General features: G+C 58.8%; 13 protein-coding genes. 6 read left to right on the forward strand and 7 right to left on the reverse strand.

Annotated features, from left to right (window positions below):
* The first annotated feature begins 83 nt into the window (after window positions 1-83).
* The 4 genes from dnaA to gyrB all read left to right on the forward strand — a co-directional run bounded on the left by dnaA (window position 84) and on the right by gyrB (window position 6,456).
* Entirely contained in the window at window positions 84-1,478 is a 1,395-nt protein-coding gene (gene dnaA, locus J7399_RS06665) for a chromosomal replication initiator protein DnaA (RefSeq protein WP_209084879.1), read from the forward strand.
* 183 nt (window positions 1,479-1,661) lie between these two features.
* Window positions 1,662-2,780, forward strand: coding sequence for a DNA polymerase III subunit beta (gene dnaN, locus J7399_RS06670; RefSeq protein ID WP_209057553.1), 1,119 nt, complete (start codon window positions 1,662-1,664; stop codon window positions 2,778-2,780).
* 57 nt (window positions 2,781-2,837) lie between these two features.
* Window positions 2,838-3,944, forward strand: a complete 1,107-nt coding sequence (gene recF, locus J7399_RS06675) for a DNA replication/repair protein RecF (RefSeq protein WP_209084880.1) — start codon at window positions 2,838-2,840, stop codon at window positions 3,942-3,944.
* Window positions 3,945-4,038: 94 nt separating this feature from the next.
* On the forward strand, window positions 4,039-6,456 hold the full coding sequence (gyrB, locus tag J7399_RS06680) for a DNA topoisomerase (ATP-hydrolyzing) subunit B (protein ID WP_209084881.1): 2,418 nt from the start codon (window positions 4,039-4,041) through the stop codon (window positions 6,454-6,456).
* 79 nt (window positions 6,457-6,535) lie between these two features.
* Here the strand turns inward: gyrB and J7399_RS06685 are convergent, their stop codons facing one another.
* From J7399_RS06685 to J7399_RS06695, 3 genes are all read right to left on the reverse strand, one after another.
* Window positions 6,536-8,326: a methyl-accepting chemotaxis protein gene (locus J7399_RS06685; protein ID WP_209084882.1), complete on the reverse strand. Its 1,791-nt coding sequence runs from the start codon at window positions 8,324-8,326 to the stop codon at window positions 6,536-6,538.
* Window positions 8,327-8,537: 211 nt separating this feature from the next.
* Window positions 8,538-9,137, reverse strand: coding sequence for an exonuclease domain-containing protein (locus J7399_RS06690; RefSeq protein ID WP_209084883.1), 600 nt, complete (start codon window positions 9,135-9,137; stop codon window positions 8,538-8,540).
* Window positions 9,134-9,745: a TetR/AcrR family transcriptional regulator gene (locus tag J7399_RS06695; RefSeq protein ID WP_209084884.1), complete on the reverse strand. Its 612-nt coding sequence runs from the start codon at window positions 9,743-9,745 to the stop codon at window positions 9,134-9,136. The genes J7399_RS06690 and J7399_RS06695 overlap by 4 nt, the downstream gene beginning before the upstream one ends.
* 77 nt (window positions 9,746-9,822) lie before the next feature.
* On the opposite strand from J7399_RS06695, the gene J7399_RS06700 reads away from it, so the two are divergent.
* Window positions 9,823-10,701 carry a haloalkane dehalogenase gene (locus J7399_RS06700; protein WP_209084885.1) on the forward strand — a complete coding sequence of 293 codons (879 nt, stop codon included), beginning with the start codon at window positions 9,823-9,825 and terminating at the stop codon, window positions 10,699-10,701.
* A gap of 71 nt (window positions 10,702-10,772) precedes the next feature.
* On the opposite strand, the gene J7399_RS06705 is transcribed toward J7399_RS06700, so the two are convergent.
* From J7399_RS06705 to J7399_RS21170, 3 genes are read right to left on the reverse strand one after another with little or no spacing between them, the layout of a single operon-like run.
* Complete coding sequence (locus J7399_RS06705) at window positions 10,773-13,847, reverse strand: efflux RND transporter permease subunit (protein ID WP_247742800.1); 3,075 nt, start codon at window positions 13,845-13,847, stop codon at window positions 10,773-10,775.
* Window positions 13,848-13,855: 8 nt separating this feature from the next.
* On the reverse strand, window positions 13,856-14,911 hold the full coding sequence (locus J7399_RS06710; protein WP_209057684.1) for an efflux RND transporter periplasmic adaptor subunit: 1,056 nt from the start codon (window positions 14,909-14,911) through the stop codon (window positions 13,856-13,858).
* Window positions 14,908-15,378, reverse strand: a complete 471-nt coding sequence (locus J7399_RS21170; RefSeq protein ID WP_209084886.1) for a MarR family transcriptional regulator — start codon at window positions 15,376-15,378, stop codon at window positions 14,908-14,910. The genes J7399_RS06710 and J7399_RS21170 overlap by 4 nt, the downstream gene beginning before the upstream one ends.
* 279 nt (window positions 15,379-15,657) lie before the next feature.
* Here J7399_RS21170 and J7399_RS06720 point away from each other — a divergent pair, with 279 nt between their 5' ends.
* On the forward strand, window positions 15,658-17,931 hold the full coding sequence (locus J7399_RS06720) for an ATP-binding protein (protein WP_209084887.1): 2,274 nt from the start codon (window positions 15,658-15,660) through the stop codon (window positions 17,929-17,931).
* Between the two features lie 178 nt (window positions 17,932-18,109).
* Here the strand turns inward: J7399_RS06720 and J7399_RS06725 are convergent, their stop codons facing one another.
* The gene (locus tag J7399_RS06725; RefSeq protein ID WP_209084888.1) at window positions 18,110-18,820 is read right to left on the reverse strand and encodes a porin; all 711 of its coding nucleotides are present in this window, start codon (window positions 18,818-18,820) and stop codon (window positions 18,110-18,112) included.
* Window positions 18,821-18,860: the final 40 nt, after the last annotated feature.

An 18,860-nucleotide genomic window follows, 5' to 3' on the forward strand; every position in this document is an offset into this window, starting at 1 on the left:
CCTCCGGACGACGTGATTTCGGGACAAAACTATGACTGGGCTCAGCCCGGCGCGACGGAACTTTTGAAGGAACACGGGGACAGATGACCGAAGATAAATGGGGCGATATTCAACAAGACCTTCTCAAGACGGTTGGCCAAAACAATTTTAAAACCTGGATCGAGCCCGTCGATCTTGCCGACCTGAACGAGGGTGTCGCCACCTTCCACGTGCCGACCAATTTTATCGGCAACTACGTATCGCAAAACTATGGCGATCTGATCATGCACCAGCTGAACCAGGCGGGCGCAGGTGTTCAACGCATGCAATTTAAAGTTGCAGATCAGCAACCTCGTCGCGCGACTGCGGCGGCCGCCGCGGCACCTGCTGCGACGCCTGCAAGCGGTGCAACCAGCCTGGGTGCGGCTGCGAAGGCCGCAGCGGGCTCTGACACCGAAATGACCGGTGCCCCGTTGGATGCACGCTTCACCTTCGACAGCTTTGTGGTCGGCAAACCAAACGAATTGGCCAATGCCGCTGCGCGCCGTGTTGCCGAGGGTGGTCCGGTGACATTCAACCCGCTGTTCCTTTATGGTGGCGTGGGTCTGGGTAAAACACACTTGATGCACGCAATCGCCTGGGAGTTGCAGGCGCACCGCCCCGACCTCAACGTGCTTTACCTCTCTGCCGAGCAGTTCATGTACCGTTTCGTGCAGGCTCTGCGTGACCGCAAGATGATGGATTTCAAAGAGCTGTTCCGCTCTGTGGACGTTTTGATGGTGGATGACGTCCAGTTCATCGCCGGCAAAGACAGCACGCAGGAAGAGTTCTTCCACACCTTCAACGCGCTGGTGGATCAGAACAAACAGATCATCATCTCGGCCGACCGCGCGCCCGGTGAGATCAAGGATCTGGAAGACCGCATCAAAAGCCGCCTGCAATGTGGCCTCGTGGTGGACCTGCACCCAACCGATTATGAGCTGCGTCTGGGCATCCTGCAGAACAAGGTGGACAGCTACCGTCAGCAATATCCTGAGCTGCAGCTCGCGGATGGCGTGCTGGAGTTCCTGGCGCATCGCATCTCCACCAACGTGCGCGTGCTGGAAGGCGCGATGACCCGTCTCTTTGCCTTCGCCTCGCTGGTTGGTCGTGAGATCACCATGGAGCTGACGCAGGACTGTCTGTCTGACGTGCTGCGTGCCTCTGAGCGCAAGATCTCTGTGGAAGAGATCCAGCGTAAGGTGGCGGAGCACTACAACATCCGTCTGTCTGACATGATCGGCCCAAAACGTGTGCGCACCTTTGCGCGTCCACGTCAGGTGGCGATGTATCTGTGCAAACAGCTGACCTCGCGCTCCCTGCCGGAAATCGGCCGTCGCTTTGGCGGACGGGACCACACCACGGTCATGCATGGCGTGAAGCGGATCGAAGAGCTGCGCAGCTCTGACGGGCAAATCGCGGAAGATCTGGAAATGCTGCGCCGGGCGCTGGAAGCCTAAGCGGCAAACCCGCATCAAACGCCAAATACGTTACCAAAACGCCGCGTCCGCATGGGCTGCGGCGTTTTCATTCCCCCAATACGCTTGACGGCCCTTTCGAAGTGGCCGACAAAACCAACAAAACACTTGTGTCGGCAAGGGATGTCGCTAATTTGCCCTTCCCGGCAATCGGAGGACGATGGGATGAAGATCAGTATCGAACGCGCCGTGCTGCTGAAAGCAGTGTCGCAAGCGCAGTCTGTGGTAGAGCGTCGCAACACGATCCCGATCCTGGCAAACGTTCTGATCGAGGCCGAAGGGGACACGGTTCAGTTCCGTGCAACCGATCTGGATATTGAGGTCGTGGACAAAGCCAACGCCATGGTGGAGCGCGCCGGCGCAACCACAGTGGCCGCAACCACCCTGCATGAGATTGTGCGCAAGCTGCCCGATGGCGCACTGGTCACGCTGACCGATGACAGCGCCGCAGGCCGCCTGACCGTGGATGCGGGCCGCTCCAACTTCTCGTTGGCCACGCTGCCGCGCGAGGATTTCCCGGTAATGGCCTCCTCAGAATATAGCGCAAACTTCTCCGCCCCCGCTCCGGCGCTGCGGCGGTTGTTTGACAAATCCAAGTTTGCGATCTCCACCGAGGAGACCCGCTATTATCTGAACGGTGTCTATATGCACGTTGCGGATGCGGACGGTGGCAAGGCGCTGCGGGCTGTGGCAACGGACGGTCACCGTCTGGCGCGGATTGACACCGATGTGCCTGCGGGCGCGGCGGATATGCCCGGTGTGATCGTGCCACGCAAAACCGTGGGCGAGCTGCGCAAGCTGCTGGATGACGATGAGATGGAAATCGCGGTCTCTGTCAGCGAGACCAAAGTGCGCTTTGCCACACCGGATATCACCCTGACTTCCAAGGTGATCGACGGCACTTTCCCCGACTACAGTCGCGTGATCCCGCAGGGCAACACCCGCAAGCTGGAAGTGGATGCCGCCGAATTTGCCAAGGCGGTTGACCGTGTGGCGACTGTTTCCTCGGAACGCTCCCGTGCGGTGAAGCTGCAACTGGATGAAGACCGTCTGGTGCTGTCGGTGAACTCGCCAGACAGCGGTGCGGCGGAAGAAGAGCTGGCCGTGGCCTACAATGACGAGCGTCTGGAGATCGGCTTTAACGCGAAATACCTGCTGGAAATCGCCAGCCAGGTGGACCGTGAAAATGCTGTCTTCATGTTCAATTCCGCAGGCGACCCAACCCTGATGCGCGAAGGCAATGACACCTCCGCAGTCTATGTGGTTATGCCGATGCGGGTTTGATCGGCTTGCGTCGATGCCTCTGGCTGAGAGATTTTCGCAGAATAAGAAGCGCAGCATATGTCTGAGCTTGCTCTAAAATCCCTCAGCCTGTCTCACTTCAGGTCTCACAAAAAAGGCGCTCTTCAGTGTGATGGGCGCCCTGTGGCGCTGTTTGGGCCCAATGGGGCGGGCAAGACCAATATTCTGGAAGCGGTGTCGCTGTTTTCGCCGGGTCGGGGCATTCGCCGGGCCAGTGCCGAAGAGATGACCCGGCGCCCAGAGGCGATTGGCTGGAAGATCTCCGGCCTGCTGCAATCGGGCCAGACCGCCTATGAAATCGACATTCGCTCTGAGAATGGGGCCGCACGGCAGGTGCAGATGGACGGCAAAGCCGCGCCACAGGTGCAGCTGGGACGGCTCGCGCGGGTGCTGTGGCTGATCCCGTCGATGGACCGGCTGTGGATTGAGGGCGCAGAGGGGCGGCGGCGGTTTCTGGACCGCATGACGCTGAGCTTTTTCCCGGACCATGCGGAGCATTCGCTGGCCTATGAAAAGGCCATGCGGCAGCGCAACCGGTTGCTGAAAGAGCAGCTCAACGATGCCCATTGGTATATGGCCCTTGAAAAGCAGATGGCCGAGAGCGGCGCGCGCATTCACGCTGCCCGTCAGCAAACGGTCGAGAGGTTGAGCCTTGCGCAAGGCCAAGCGGAAACCGCCTTTCCCACGGCCGAGCTGGAATTGATCCAGTCAGAAGGCAGCATGCCCGAGAGCCGCGAAGATCTGGCCGAGGCGCTGGCGGAAAGCCGGTTTCGTGACATTGCCGCCGGACGCTCGCTGGTGGGGCCACACCGCACCGATATGCTGGGCACCTACCTCAGCAAAGGTGTGCCGGCAAAAGACTGTTCCACCGGGGAGCAGAAGGCGCTTCTGGTGTCGCTTATTCTGGCCAATGCGCGGGCGCTGGCCGAAGACCTTGGCGCGCCGCCCCTGCTGCTTCTGGATGAGGTGGCGGCCCACCTTGATCCTAACCGCCGCGCCGCACTTTATGACGAGATTTGCACCCTTGGGGCGCAGGCCTGGATGACCGGCACGGAGCGCAGCCTGTTTGACGCTTTGGGCGCGCGTGCGCAGTACTTTGAAGTCACTGACACGGATGGGATTTCACAGCTTTCCGAGCACGCCTAGCCCACACCGCTTTCGTTGCGGAAAATTTGGCCATTTGCGTGACAACCCCGCCCAAACCCGATATAAATTCGGGAAATCAAAAAGGGCGACATGAATGTCTGATAACGCGCAAAATCCCGAGCAATATGGCGCGGATTCCATCAAAGTTCTCAAGGGTTTGGAAGCGGTCCGCAAACGGCCGGGCATGTATATCGGTGACACCGATGATGGCTCGGGTCTGCACCATATGGTTTACGAGGTTGTCGACAACGGCATTGATGAGGCACTGGCCAACCACGCAGACCATGTTCGGGTGAAAATTCACGCCGACAGTTCGGTCTCTGTCTATGACAACGGGCGCGGCATTCCGGTGGATATTCACCCCGAAGAGGGCGTCTCTGCCGCCGAGGTGATCATGACCCAGCTGCACGCAGGCGGTAAGTTTGACAGCAACTCCTACAAGGTTTCCGGCGGTCTGCACGGCGTGGGGGTTTCGGTTGTGAACGCGCTCTCGGTGTGGCTTGAGCTGCGTATCTGGCGCAACGGCAAAGAGCATTACGCCAAGTTTGAGCACGGCGATTGTACCGAGCACCTGCGCGAAGTGGCGGAATGTGGCGATGAGACCGGCACCGAGGTGCGCTTCATGGCCTCCACCGAGACGTTTTCCAACATCGAGTACTCCTTTGATACGCTGGAAAAGCGCCTGCGCGAGCTGGCCTTCCTGAACTCTGGTGTGCGCATCATTCTGGAAGACGAACGCCCGGCAGAACCGCTGCACACGGAGCTCTATTACGACGGCGGTGTGAATGAGTTTGTCAAATATATCGACCGTCACAAGACGTCGCTGATGGAAGCGCCGATCTATGTGAAAGGCGAGAAAGACGACATCGGCGTTGAGGTGGCGATGTGGTGGAACGACAGCTACCACGAGAACGTGCTGCCATTTACCAACAACATCCCGCAGCGCGATGGCGGCACCCATATTGCGGGCTTCCGAGGCGCGCTGACCCGCACCTTGCAGAAATACGCACAGGAAAGCGGTGTTGCGAAGAAAGAGAAGATCACCTTCACCGGCGATGATGCGCGGGAGGGTCTGACCTGTGTGCTCTCCGTGAAAGTCCCGGATCCGAAGTTCAGCTCGCAGACCAAAGACAAACTGGTGAGCTCGGAAGTGCGCCCGGCGGTTGAAGGCCTGATGAACGAGAAGCTGACCGAGTGGTTTGAGGAAAACCCGCAGACCGCGAAGATGATCGTTTCCAAAATCCTTGAGGCGGCCCATGCCCGCGAAGCGGCCCGTAAGGCGCGCGAGCTGACGCGGCGCAAAACGGCGATGGATGTGAACTTCCTCGCCGGTAAGCTCAAGGACTGTGCGGAGAAAGACCCTTCCAAGACTGAAGTCTTCCTCGTGGAGGGGGATTCTGCGGGCGGATCTGCGCAAACCGGTCGGGACCGGATGACACAGGCGATCCTGCCGCTGCGCGGTAAGATTCTGAACGTGGAGCGCGCGCGCTTTGACCGGATGCTGAGCTCGCAGGAGATCGGCAACCTTGTGATGGCGCTTGGCACCGGCATTGGGCGCGATGAATTCAACGTCGACAAGCTGCGCTACCACAAGGTGGTGATCATGACCGATGCGGACGTGGACGGTGCGCACATCCGGACGCTGCTGCTGACCTTCTTCTATCGCCAGATGCCTGAGCTGATCGAGAAAGGGCACCTCTACATCGCGCAGCCTCCGCTTTACAAAGTGGCGCGCGGCAAGTCCGAGGTGTATCTGAAAGACCAGGGTGCGCTGGATGATTATCTGGTGAACCAAGGCATTGAAGGCGCGGTGCTGAAGCTAGGCAACGGCATGGAAATGACCGGTCAAGATCTGGCGCGTGTGGTGACCGAGGCGCGGCAACTGAAGCAGGTTCTGGACGCCTTCCCAACCCATTATCCGCGCCACATTCTGGAGCAGGCCGCCATTGCTGGCGCTTTTGTGCCGGGCGCGGTGGACAGCGATCTGCAGGGTGTGGCCGATAAAGTGGCCAAACGTCTGGACCTGATCGCGCTGGAATATGAGCGTGGCTGGACGGGCCGTATCACGCAGGATCACGGCATCCGTCTGGCGCGTATTCTGCGCGGTGTCGAAGAGGTGCGCACGCTGGATGGCCCGATGCTGCGCTCTGGTGAGGCCCGCAAATCCGGCAGCTTCACAGACAGCCTGCAGGAAGTTTACGGCACACCGGCAACGCTGGTGCGCAAGGACCGCAGCCAGATCATCTACGGCCCGCTGGACCTGCTGAAAGCCATTCTGGCGGAAGGCGAAAAGGGTCTGACGCTGCAGCGCTACAAAGGTCTGGGCGAGATGAACCCGGATCAGCTTTGGGAGACCACGCTGGACCCGGATGCCCGCACGCTGTTGCAGGTGAAGGTGGAAGATATGGCGGAAGCCGATGACCTCTTCACCAAGCTGATGGGCGATGTGGTGGAGCCACGCCGCGAGTTCATCCAGAAAAACGCGCTGAGCGTGGAAAATCTGGATTTCTGATCCGGTTTTCTGTCACAAAAAAACGCGGGGCCTTGGCTCCGCGTTTTTGTTTGGCAGGTTGGAAAAAGCGCGGGGCGATTTAGGCCGCGCGTTCATCCTCACGCACTGCAGCATGTGCCGCCACAGCGCCGTTTTCCGAGAAGAACGCCACCGCCTCCATCAAACGCGCCGCGCTTTCAGACAGCTGATCTGAGGCCCAAGCGGTGCCATCAACCAGATCCGCATTCTCGCGGGTCATTGTGTCCAGATCCTGGGCATAGGTGCTGAGTTGGCGCAGGCGTTCGGATTGGGTCTCGTTCATCTCAACGATCTCCACCAGTGTCTGATCCACCGCATTGTTGGCGGATTGCACGTCGACGATAGAGGTTTTTGCTTCCTCAACCTCAGAGACACCCTCGGCCACTTTTTCCACGTTTGAGGCCACCAGTTCCGCCACCTGAAGCGCGGCGTCGCTGGTGCGTTGGGAGAGGTTGCGGACCTCTGAGGCCACGATGGCAAAGCCCCTGCCCGCATCGCCCGCGCGCGCGGCTTCGACCGAGGCGTTCACAGACAACATGTTGGTTTGAAAGGCGATTTCGTCAATCAGCGTGATGATGCTCTTGATCTCATTTGTGCCCGCCTCAACGCCCGCCATGGCCGCGCTGGCATGGGACACCACGCCCACGGTTTCCTCGGCGCGTTTGTTGGCGCGGCGTCCGGTTGCCATGGCATCTTGCGCGGCGGTGACGTTGGCCCCAACGGCATTGCCGATCCCGCGCATCATATCAGTGCTTTGCTCCACGATCTGGGACTGGTGTTTGGTGCGGTCAGAGAGGTGGCGGGTTTCCTGATCGAGCGTCTTGGCGGTTTGGGCCACATGTTCGGCGGATTGGTTGATGACCTGCACCGTTGCGCTCATGCGCGCGAGGCTGGCGTTCAGCCCTGCGGCCACTTCACCAAAGCTGCCAGAGTAATCCCTTTCGATGCGGCCGGACAAATCGCCTTTCGCAAGGCTTTGTGTCACGCTCTGCGCATCGGTCACAAAATCGCTTACCACGGTGCAGAGATCATTTACGGTTTCGATCAGCGGCGCATTCTCCGAGGCGACCTGTGCGTCGGAAATCTCAATGCGTTTGTCGACTTGGCCTTGGGCAAAGGCACCCACGACCGATTTGGCCTCCCCGAGCGCAATGTCGGAGCGCGCGACCCGCGCTGTTTCCTGAGCGATGGCCTCCTGTTCGACTTTGCGCGCCGCCGCTTCGCGCAGCTGAAGCCAAACAAGCCCCGCCACCACGACACCCGCCAAAACAAAGCCAATGGTCACGCCTGCGATCAGGTCATTGTTCAGATCCGCGCGCACCACATAGGCGCCCATGATGTCGCCCAGCTGCCAATTGCGGGAGGGCACGATCCTGTTGTGGCAATCCACACAGGCCTGAGACTGCGCGACACTTGGGTAGATCGACAGGGAGGACAGGCCGTCCTGATCCCAGATCAGGCGCTCCACAATCTCGTGGTTTTGCGTTTCCTGAAAGCCGCTGATCACGCCACGCACGTAGGGATCGTTTTCGATTGTGACCACCTCATGATCGGGCAGGCCCGGCATGGTGATTTCAAAGGCTTCGCTGCCATGCCCGCCAGCGGCGTTGAAGTTCGTCAGACCTTCCTGACGGAAGCTCGCAGGTGCGGCTGCGCCGTCACCCCGGTTGGTCACGTAGCTTTTGAAGAAGGCCTGAATGACCTCAACCAGCGCGGCCTTTTCGGTGTTTGATTCTTGATAAGCGCTGTAAATCGACATGCCGGTGCACAGCACTAGGATCGGAAGGGCGGCAAACACACTGAGCAACACGGTCCGGAAAGGCCCGTGTCGGTGATTGGCATTTTGTTTCATCAACGTCCTCTTTGGCAGGCCGCATCCGCTGTGGCGGCCTTACATTCGCGAATTTCTGGAGGGGGTGTTGGTGAAAAACCTTAAGAATCCGTTCGGCGGAAAAGGGTGTTCAACCCAAGGGTGCGGCGCACCTGATGTTACGATTAGCATCGCAAGAAAGTTCGCCAATTAATTGAGCATATCCCGCAGAATCGCTGCGATGATCCGCAGATCAAAACGCAAACGAGAGCTGCAGATGGGCGGTTTTGCCAGTGATCTGTTCGATGGTTTTGCCAAGGCGCTCCTCGGCTTGTAGCACCACTTGGGCGGCGGCGCGTGCGTCTTCGCCAGCGTCGTGGTGATGGAACTCCAGACCCAAGGCTTCCTTGAGGTGGCCCAGCCCATGACCGCCATTGCCGCGAAACTCCGGCCAAGCTTTGCGGGCGATTTTCACGCTATCTGCCCAATGCAGCTTGGGCTTGCCAAGGTCTGCGGTGAGGCAGGCGGCGGTGATGGCCTTCTCGTCAAAGCCGCTGTGCTGCACCAGCAGATGGCGTGACAGCACAGGGGCCATCAGCGGCCAGGCCTGCGCAAAAGTGGGCGCGCCGCGCACGGTGGCGGCACTGATGCCGGTGAGTTCGGTGTTGAACGGCGCAAAGGGCTCTTCGGGGTCGATGTAGGTGGCGAAAGTCTCGATCGTGCCGTCCATACGCAACCCGGCGAGGCCGATCTGGCTGATGCTGTGACGGTGGGCATTAGCGGTTTCCACATCCAGCGCAATGAAGCGAAAGAGGCCCTCAAGCATCGGCTGGTCAGGGAGAAAGGCGGTCATGAGGCGGCTCCGTAGAGGCATCGGCGCAGATGCGCGATGAGCTGGTCCGCTGCCTTTTGAAGCTGATCGCGGCAGGGTGCAAGGCGCGCGTAGGACCAAAGCCCCTGCACCGCTGTCATTGTGTAGTGGCCAAGGGCTTCGAGCTCTTCTGTGCTGAGAGGATTGCCCGCCTGGGCATTCTCGCGCGACAGCGCGGCGGTGAACCCAGCGGTGAGCCGGTCCGCATGGGCCAAGAGCTTGGCCTTTATGTCGGCCTCCTCTGCACTGACCTGCCCCCAAGTGCTGCAGACCAGACAGCCGGTCACGCCTTCATCTGCCAGCCCCTCCTGCGCGATGGCAGCAGTGAGATAGCTGGCTATGGCTTCCAACCCCGCATCCGCTACCTCTACTGGGCCAAAAAGCGGGGTCACAACATGGGTTTGGTAATGATCCAGAACGGCTGAAAACAAGGCTTCTTTGCCGGAATAGTCACTATAAAGAGAGCCGCGGCTGACCCCGGTTTCGCGCACCAGATCCCCCACGGACACCGCCCGATAGCCGCCTTTCCAAAAGGCCATCATCGCGTTGGTCAGCAGGTCTTGGCGGGTCTGGGACTGTGGTCTTGGCATTTGAACTCTTGTTTTGGAACGATCATTCCATTACTCTAATCCTGTTTCTCAAACAAGGATCAACAGGGGAGAGGCCCATGTCTACAGCGTTCCGCGAGAAAAAGAAATTTGCCACGGTGCTTGGCAAACAGATGGCCTATATCGAGGAAGGCGAAGGGGATCCGATTGTCTTTCTGCATGGCAATCCGACCTCGTCTTATCTCTGGCGCAATGTCATGCCGCATCTGGTTGGCAAAGGGCGGCTGATCGCGCCGGATCTGATTGGCATGGGCGATTCCGACAAGCTCGATGACAGCGGGCCTGAGCGCTACACCTTTGTGGAGCACCGCCGCTATCTTTACGCGCTGCTGGAAACGCTGGGGGTGACGGAGAATGTCACGCTGGTGATCCATGACTGGGGCTCCGCCCTTGGGTTTCACTGGGCGCACAGCAACCCCGAGAAGGTCAAAGGCATCGCCTTTATGGAGGGCATCGTGGCGCCTGTGCCAAGCTGGGACAGCTTCCCTGCGGCGGCGCGCCCGATCTTTGAGGCGATGCGCTCTCCGGCGGGGGAAGAGATGATCCTTGAACACAACACCTTTGTGGAAGCGATTCTGCCCGGTTCCATCCTGCGCGATCTGAGCGAGGAAGAGATGGCCGAGTACCGCCGCCCCTTTGCTAATGCCGGAGAAGACCGTCGCCCGACGCTGACATGGCCGCGCCAGATCCCGATTGAGGGCACACCGGTGGATGTGACCGAAATTGTGGCGGCCTATTCCGCATGGCTCAAGGAAAGTGATCTGCCCAAGCTCTTTGTGAACGCAGAGCCCGGCGCGCTGATCGCAGGGCCGGTGCGGGATTATGTGCGGGCCTTCCCCAATCTGAGCGAAGTCACTGTGGCAGGCAGCCATTTCATTCAGGAAGACAGCCCCGATGAGATCGGCATCGCCATCAAAGACTGGCACGCCACGCTCTGATCGCTGCCACGCGCACACAAAAAAGCCGCCCCAGAGACCGGGGCGGCTTTTCTTTTTGGTATCTGGCCAATTTAGGCAGGCACGGCCGCGCCGGAGGCTTTGGCAGCGGCCATCTCGCGCCGTTCATCGCCGCGGAAGAACACCAGATAGAACACCGGTGCCGCGATCAGCGTGAGGATGGTGGCAAAAGCCAGACCGCCCATGATGGTGATCGCCATCGACACAAAGAAGGCGTCAGACAGGAGCGGTGCCATACCAAGAATGGTGGTGACCGCCGCGAGCATCACCGGACGCAGACGTGACACGCTGGCCTTCACGATGGCTTCGCGCAGAGGCAGGCCCTCTTCGCGCACGAAGTCGATCTCTTCCACCAGCACGATGCCGTTTTTGATCAGCATGCCGGAAAGGCTCAACAGACCCAGCAGCGCTGTGAAGGTGAAGGGCATGTTGGTGCCCAAGAGGCCCAACGCCACACCGTTCACCGACATTGGCACCAGCAGCCAGATGATGATTGGCTGACGGATCGCGTTGAACAGGAGTACCGAGATCAGAACCATGATCAGCAGGCTGAGCGGCAGCTGCGCCGCAAGGCTTTCCTGCGCCTCAGAGGAGTTCTCAAGCTCGCCACCCCATTCCATCGTGTAGCCCACCGGGATCGGCATGGCCTCGATTGCGGCGGTGACTTCTGCCTGCACCTGTGCCGCCGTGAGATCGGGTGGAATATCCGCCCCAACGGTGATGGTCGGCAGCCGGTCGCGACGGTGCAGCAGGGTGTTCTGCGTCTCATGCACAAAGCCGTCCACCATCTGCTCAACCGGCAGGAAGGCATTGGTGGTTGGGGAGTAGACCAACTGATCCATCAGGCCGTAATCCCCTTCCGCCGGACGGCGCAGGATGATCGGGATCAGGCGATCGTTCTCGCGGAACACGCCGGTGGCGATCCCATCGGTGGAGAACTGCAGCATGCCTGCCAGATCTTCGCGGTTCACACCGGCGGTCTGGGCACGTTCTGTTGCGTAAAGCGGCTTGATCACCACCTCCTGCTCGCGCCAGTTGGTGCGGACACTGAGGATATTGTCAGAGGCGTCTTTCAGAACCTGCTCCGCCTGAGTGGCCAGCGCGCGCAGAACTTTGGGGTCACTGCCGGAGAAGCGCACCTGAATGGGGTCGCCACCGCCCGGACCAAAGATCAGGCGTTTGGTGCGGAATTCCCCCTCCGGCAGATGCGCGGCAGCAAAGGCCTCCAGATCCGCTTGCAGCGGCGGGATGGCCTCAAGGTCAGCTGTACGCACGATCAAATGCCCATAGCTTGGGTTTGAAGGCTCAGACTCATAGGTCAGCAGGAAGCGGGTCGCGCCCTGCCCGACCACAGTGGTAAAGCTCTCCACATCGTCGCGCTCAGACAGCCACGCCTCTACCTCTTTCAGATGGTCAGAGGTGGTGTTGATCGGAGAGCCTTGCGGCAGCTTGTAGTGCACAAAGAAGAGTGGCGTGTTGCTGTCCGGGAAGAACTGCTGTTTGACGAGGCCAAAGCCCGCATAACAGGCCACTGTCACCGCCAGCAGGCCGGGGATCACGAGCCAGCGCAGCTTCAGCGCCAAGCGCAGAGACCAGCCATAGATGCGGAAAATGAAGCCGCCGTAAGCATCATCCGCGCCCTCATGTCCCTGTTTGAACAGATAGTGCCCCAGCATCGGTGTGACGGTCAGCGCCAGCAGCCAGCTCAGCAGCAGCGAAATGCCGATCACCGCAAAGAGCGAGAACAGGAATTCGCCGGTGGCGTCCGGGCTGAGACCAATGCCTGCAAAGGCCATGATGCCGATGATCGTGGCGCCCAGCAGCGGGATCTGGGTTTTGCCGGAGGCTTCGTCCGCAGCGTCGCGGGAGTTTTTGCCCCGCAGCATTGCAATCTGCATGCCTTCGGCAACCACAATGGCGTTGTCCACGAGCATGCCCATGGCAATGATCAGTGCGCCGAGCGAAATCCGCTCCATCTCGATGGAGAACATGCCCATGAAGAGGAAGGTGCCGACAACCGTCAAAAACAGGGTGACGCCCACCACAACCGCGGCGCGCCAGCCCATGAAGACCGCAAGCACTAGGACCACGATGGCCACCGACATCGCCAGACTGATCAGGAAGTCGTTAGAGGCTTTGTCCACCACCAGATGCTGTTGATAGATCGGGTGCAACTGCACACCGGCGGGGATGTCTCCGGCCATCTCGGCCAGTTTCGCATCCACGCGGTTGCCCACTTCGACGATGTTTTCGGTCGCGATCCCGGCCACACCCAGCGTGAAGGCTTCTTCGCCGTCAAAGCGGATCACGACGCTGGGGTCGGTCACGCGGTTGCGTGACACGCTTGCCATGTCCACGAGGTTCACCACATGGCCGCTTTGGCCCAGCGACAGACCTGCGATCGAATTCACCGTGTCAGAGCCGTCAGGGCGGATGATCCGTGTTTTAGAGGTGTCCGTGGTCACCGAACCCGCAGCAGTAACCGCATCGGAGTTTGCGATGGCGTTGGAGATGGCGGCCAGCGAAATGTTCTGGTTCACAGAGAGGGCCAGATCCGGCTCCACAAAGATGGCCTCTTCGGGCAGCCCCAGAATTTCCACATCGGCCACGCCGTCAACTGTCAGAAGTTCGCGCCGTAGGAAGGTGGAGAGGTCGTGTTTCTCAGCGTCGGTGTAGCCTTCGGCCGTCACCGCAAAGAAGATGCCAAACACATCGCCAAAGGTGTCGTTCACCAGAGGCTCACTGACGCCGGAGGGCAGACCGCGCGAGGCATCGCGAATGCGCGCCCGCAGCCGCGTCCAGATATGTTTCAGATCCTCGCCGCCGTAGGTCGATTTGATGTGTACATCAATCCGTGAGGACCCCGGCTGGTTGGTGGAGGTGATATAGTCGATCTCCTCCATCTTCTGGATGGCGGATTCCAGCGGTTCAGAGACCTCTGTGGCCACCTGTTCGGCAGTGGCCCCCGGATAGGAGGTGATCACCACCGCCTGCTTGATGGTGAAAGCCGGATCTTCCAGACGTCCGAGATTGAGGAAGGCCACCGCCCCCCCAAAGAGGAAAATCAGGATGATCATCCATGTGTAAATCGGCCGGTCAATGGAGCCGCGTGCAATATTGGGCATCATGGCGGACCTCAGTTCCCAAAGCCAACAAAGCGGCGCACGGTTTGGCCATCTTCAAGGCCGGAGCCGCCGGTCAGAACAACTTCATCACCGTCTTTGAGGCCAGAGGTGACGCGCAACATACCGTTTTCCGCCGGAGTGGTCTCGATTGGGGTCCAGGTGACTGCACCCTCAGAGGCGCCCACAGGATCAAAGCGCATCACGCCGATCTCGCCCGCTTCGTTGATGACGATTGCGGTGGCTGGCACAAGAATGCCGGCAAAAGGCTCGGTGGCTTCCACATGGACCGTGACCGAAGAGCCCGGCAAAATTGTGCGGCCCTCTGGGTGCGCCATACCAAAGTTGATGCGGAAGGTCTGACCAATGTCGGAGGTTTCCGCGTCATATTCGCGGATTTCGAGCGGGTGCTCTATGTCACTGCCCGGGAATGTGGCGGTGATCACGACGTTTTCCTCTTCGCCGGCCCGCTGGAACAGGATTTCGGGCACATCGACCTCAATGCGCAGCTCGCTCAGATCGTGGATACGCACCACCGGGGTGCCGCTTGAGACGGTGGTGAAGAGCTCAACGTTGCGGCTCGAAATCAGCGCATCAAAGGGCGCGGGCAAGGTGGCGTGTTTCAGGGACCATTCGGCGTTGCGCACCGCGATCGCCGCAAGCCCGGCCTGCGTTTCCGCGTCATCCAGCGCCACCTGGCTGACCGTGTTGCCACGCAGCTTTTTCAACCGGCTCACAGTGCGGTCGGCCTGTTCTTTCTGCAGACGCGCCTGATCGAGGTTCAGCTCGAAAATCTCCAGATCAAGGCGGGCAATCATCTCGCCCTTTTTGATGTTGAAGCCTTCGGTCACCGGGAACTCGACAATCTGCCCGCCCACCTGAAAGGCCAGATCCACACTCTGGCGCGCTTTCACACGGCCAAAGAACTGCCGTTCAAAGGCCACGGGAGCTTCGGTCACCTGCAACAGTTTGACCGGTTTGATCGCGGCATCCTCTTGCGCCACAGAAGCGCCAGCGCTTCCCAATGACAGCGCCATCACCAACGCCGAAAAAAGTCCTGCACGTTTCATTCGTCTCTGTCCTTCATCAATCCCGCCTTCACGGCTCCGGGCATGGATTTGATTGCCAATGCGGCAAAAGTCTTAATTTCCTCTGGAGTCATGTCGGAAATCTCCCGAAAGCTGTTCACAACCAGCGCCATCAACGCCTCTCGCGCAGCCCTTCCTGCTTCGGTCAATTCCAAGAGCATCGCCCGCCGATCCTGCGGATCCGGAATGCGTCGCACAAAGCCGCAATTTGCCAGCGCATCCGCCGCAGGGGTCACTGCGGATGGCACACAGAAAATGTCCTCTGCGAGCGCCCCCATACGTTTGGGGCGGTCCAGAAAGACCAGGATTTTCCGTTCCATCTTAGCCAATGGCGGGGAGACGTTGATGTGCATCATCTCCGCCTCAATCTGATTGGCCAGTGCAAACACACCAAGCATCGCCCGAATCTCAGCGGGCAGATCGGTGTTTGCAAACATCTCTTCGGTCACGCGCGAATCCTCAAGATACTTCACTTCCAGAAATATCCATTTAGCGAACCAAAAATTAGCTGCAAGTGCCACCGCCGCAAAAATGTATCCGAGAAGAGGAAAATTCATGAGGTGCTCAAATCTGAAGCGTTCCGACGCCACATCTGCTGCCACCACCACAGCTTGACGCAAGGTCACTTCACTAGACCCGACGAATTTGGCCGATAATGTCTAGTGCAAAATCATTGGTTAACTGGTCCACATTACGGTCTGCATGAAACAGCCAGACACCACGCTTCTATGACCGCGCATTTTCCTATCGATTCCCAAGAGCCACTGCACACAGACGACCGGCTGCGTGGTCGACTGACACAATATGCGGGTGAGCGTCTTGCCACATTGAAGCGCCGGGCTGTGATCTATTTCTTCGGCTGTATCTTCATGATGTGGGCCACAACCCCACTTGTCGGTCTTGGTCTGACACTGGTCATATTGTCAGGCGAACTGGTGGACTGCCTCTGCCTCTTGAAGCTCAGGCGGCGGCTTGAACAGGGCGCAAGCTACAAGGCACTCCATCGGCTTGCGACCGTTGGCGGGCTGACTCAATGTCTGGCAATCACCGCTGCTGTCACGATCTATGTCTTCTCCTGGGGGCAGGATGGTACAATCCTAGGGGTGGCCGCGGTTTTGGGTATGGGAGCGATCAATGCGACGCTGATCCTGCCGACCAATCCAAAGATTGCGATTACCAAGCTCACAGTGTTTGGTATCACACCAATCTTGTTGTTTCTGGTGCAGATTTTTGTGTTCCGCGCGCCAAATGCTGCGGCACATCTTGATGCACACAGCATGATGGCGCTGATGTGCATGGCCTACATGTGCTATTCTTTTTCGCGCGCCTCCTATGACAATGCGGAGAAGACAGAGCACCTGAGCAAGCGGGAGCGGGACCTCTTTACCGCCAACGCCAAGCTCAGAGCCCATCAGGATGAGCTGCTCAAACTCTCGATGGTGGCGCGCCGCACCAATGACACTGTCGTCCTGATGTCCTCTGATCGCACAGTGGAATGGGTCAATGAGGCCTTTACCAAGCTCAATGGCATCCCGGCTGAGGAGGCCATCGGCCGCAATATCTACGATCTGATCCGGATCGCTGGCGGCAAACCTGATGATTTTCTGGATATCGCCAAAGCCACGCAGGGCGGCGATCCCTTGCGCACAGAAATCCACAACACGTTGCCTGATGGCAGCCCGCTCTGGGTCGATTTTCAGCTGCTGCCGGTGAAAAACGATGAGGGCAAAATAGATTTTCTGGTCACCATTGCGCGCGACATCACAGCGGTCAAAGAACACAGCGAGTCCATGCGCATCGCGCGGGAGGCTGCGGAGGATGCGGCCAAAGCCAAGTCGCGTTTTCTGGCCAATATGAGCCATGAAATCCGCACGCCTCTGACCGGTATCATCGGGATGGCGGATCTCTTGGCGGACACGGAGCAGACGGAGGATCAAGAGGTCTTCACCCAAACGATCCTCAGCTCCTCGCGCAGCCTGCTGACCATCATCAACGATATTCTGGACCTCTCCAAGCTGGAGGCGGGCAAACTGAGCCTGTCGGAAACCAAATTTGAGCTGCGCCACTGTTTTGAGGAGGTCACCCGTCTGTTGACCCCGGCGGCGCAGGAAAAAGACATCGCGCTTTCGCTGAACATTGAAAGCGCAGTGCCCGCGCAAGTGATCTCCGATGATGTGCGCATTCGTCAGATCGCGACCAATATCATCGGCAATGCCACCAAGTTCACGGAACAGGGACAGGTGGATGTGAAGGTCTGGACAGAATGGTCCGAGGGCGCGTCTGATCCGCAAAAGGCGATGTTGCATTTTGTGGTGAAAGACACCGGCATCGGCATCCCGGAGAAGAAGCTTCAAAGCATCTTTGAAGAGTTTTCGCAGGCAGAAAGCTCCACTACGCGCCGCTTTGGCGGCACAGGTCTTGGCCTCGCCATATGCCGCAGGCTGACCACGGAGATGGGCGGTGAGATTGCTGTGCAATCAACCCTTGGCGCCGGGACCACAGTGCATGTGACCCTGCCCGTCACGATTCCTGCTCAGGACAATGACACATCCCCCGCCCCGGTTGCACCTCTCAAATATGACGCAATAGACCTCGCGGGTTTGAAAATTCTGGTGGCCGAGGACAACAAAACCAACCGGCTGCTGATCCGCAAATATCTGGAACCTCTTCCGATCACGCTGCATTTCGCTGAAAATGGCTATGCCGCTGTCGAAGCAACGCTGCAGCATGCGCCGGATTTGATTTTCATGGATATGTCGATGCCTGTCATGAGCGGTATTGAGGCCACCGAAGCCATTCGCGGTGCTGATGTGAAACAGCCCAGCATTGTGGCGCTCACTGCCAATGTCTTTGACAGTGAAAAAGAGGCCTGTCTTGCAGCCGGAATGAATGATTTCCTGACCAAACCAATCCGCCGAAATGAGCTTGTGGACTGTATCCAGCGCCATGTGGGCCATCGCAATGTGCCGGGCTCTGCTGTGCGCTCGGCGCTTGACGCCTAGTCCTACCTGCTTATGGCAGTTTGCGTTTGGCTTGAATCGTTTGTTCGCTGCCTCACTCATTCGGTCGAACGTGAAAAGCGATCCACTTGCCTCATATAAAACGCAAACTGCTTTAAAGGCACAAAAAAGACCGCACCCATCAGATGCGGCCTTTCGAATTTGTCTCTGAAAGGTAGGATCAGAGGCCCGGGAACACGTTGAGCAAGCCGCGCTTGCCAAAGGTGGTGCCGCGGTTTGGGCCGAAGTTGTATTCGATGCCCAGACCAAAGAAGCCTTCGGAATCTCCGTCACCGTCAATCAGGCCCAGATCGGCAGTCAGAGTGGTGTTTTCAATCAGGTTGTAGCGCACCCCAAAGGTGAAGAGGTTTGCATCCGCTGCCGCGTTCAGGCCGCCAACGTCCACGTAATCATACGCAGCGGTCAACACCAGCGTCTCGCTGACATCCCAGCCGCCCATAACACCCAGAAGGGTCAGGTCCACATTGTCTTCGTTGTCTTTCTGAAAATAGGCCTCAGCATAGCCCAGACCATAGTCATAGTGGCCTTCGATACCGAAAGACTGGATGTCGTTGTTCACGTCGGCGCGTTCGTAGTAAACACCCAGAGCCAGTTGCTCATTGGCGTTGAAGATACCGTGCAGAGCAACTGTGTTGCCGCTTTCGCTGAGCAGGCTGAAATCATGGCGCGCCAGATCCAACTGGACCCCAAAGCGCTGGGAGAACGCAAATTCCGCAGAGCCATCAAGGGTCGAGGTGGCCACCGACTCGTTGTTGACTTCGTCAAAGAAGCTGGAATAGCTCAGGCCGATTTCTGCGCCTTTGAATTCGAATGCCTGTGCGGTGCCCGCGAGAGTGCTCAAACCAACAATAAGAGACAGAGCTGTTTTCATTTTTGTTCTCCAGAATAGTCACAATGCAGCCAGGAGCTGC

Source organism: Shimia sp. R9_1 (genome assembly GCF_017743775.1).
Classification (GTDB): domain Bacteria; phylum Pseudomonadota; class Alphaproteobacteria; order Rhodobacterales; family Rhodobacteraceae; genus Shimia.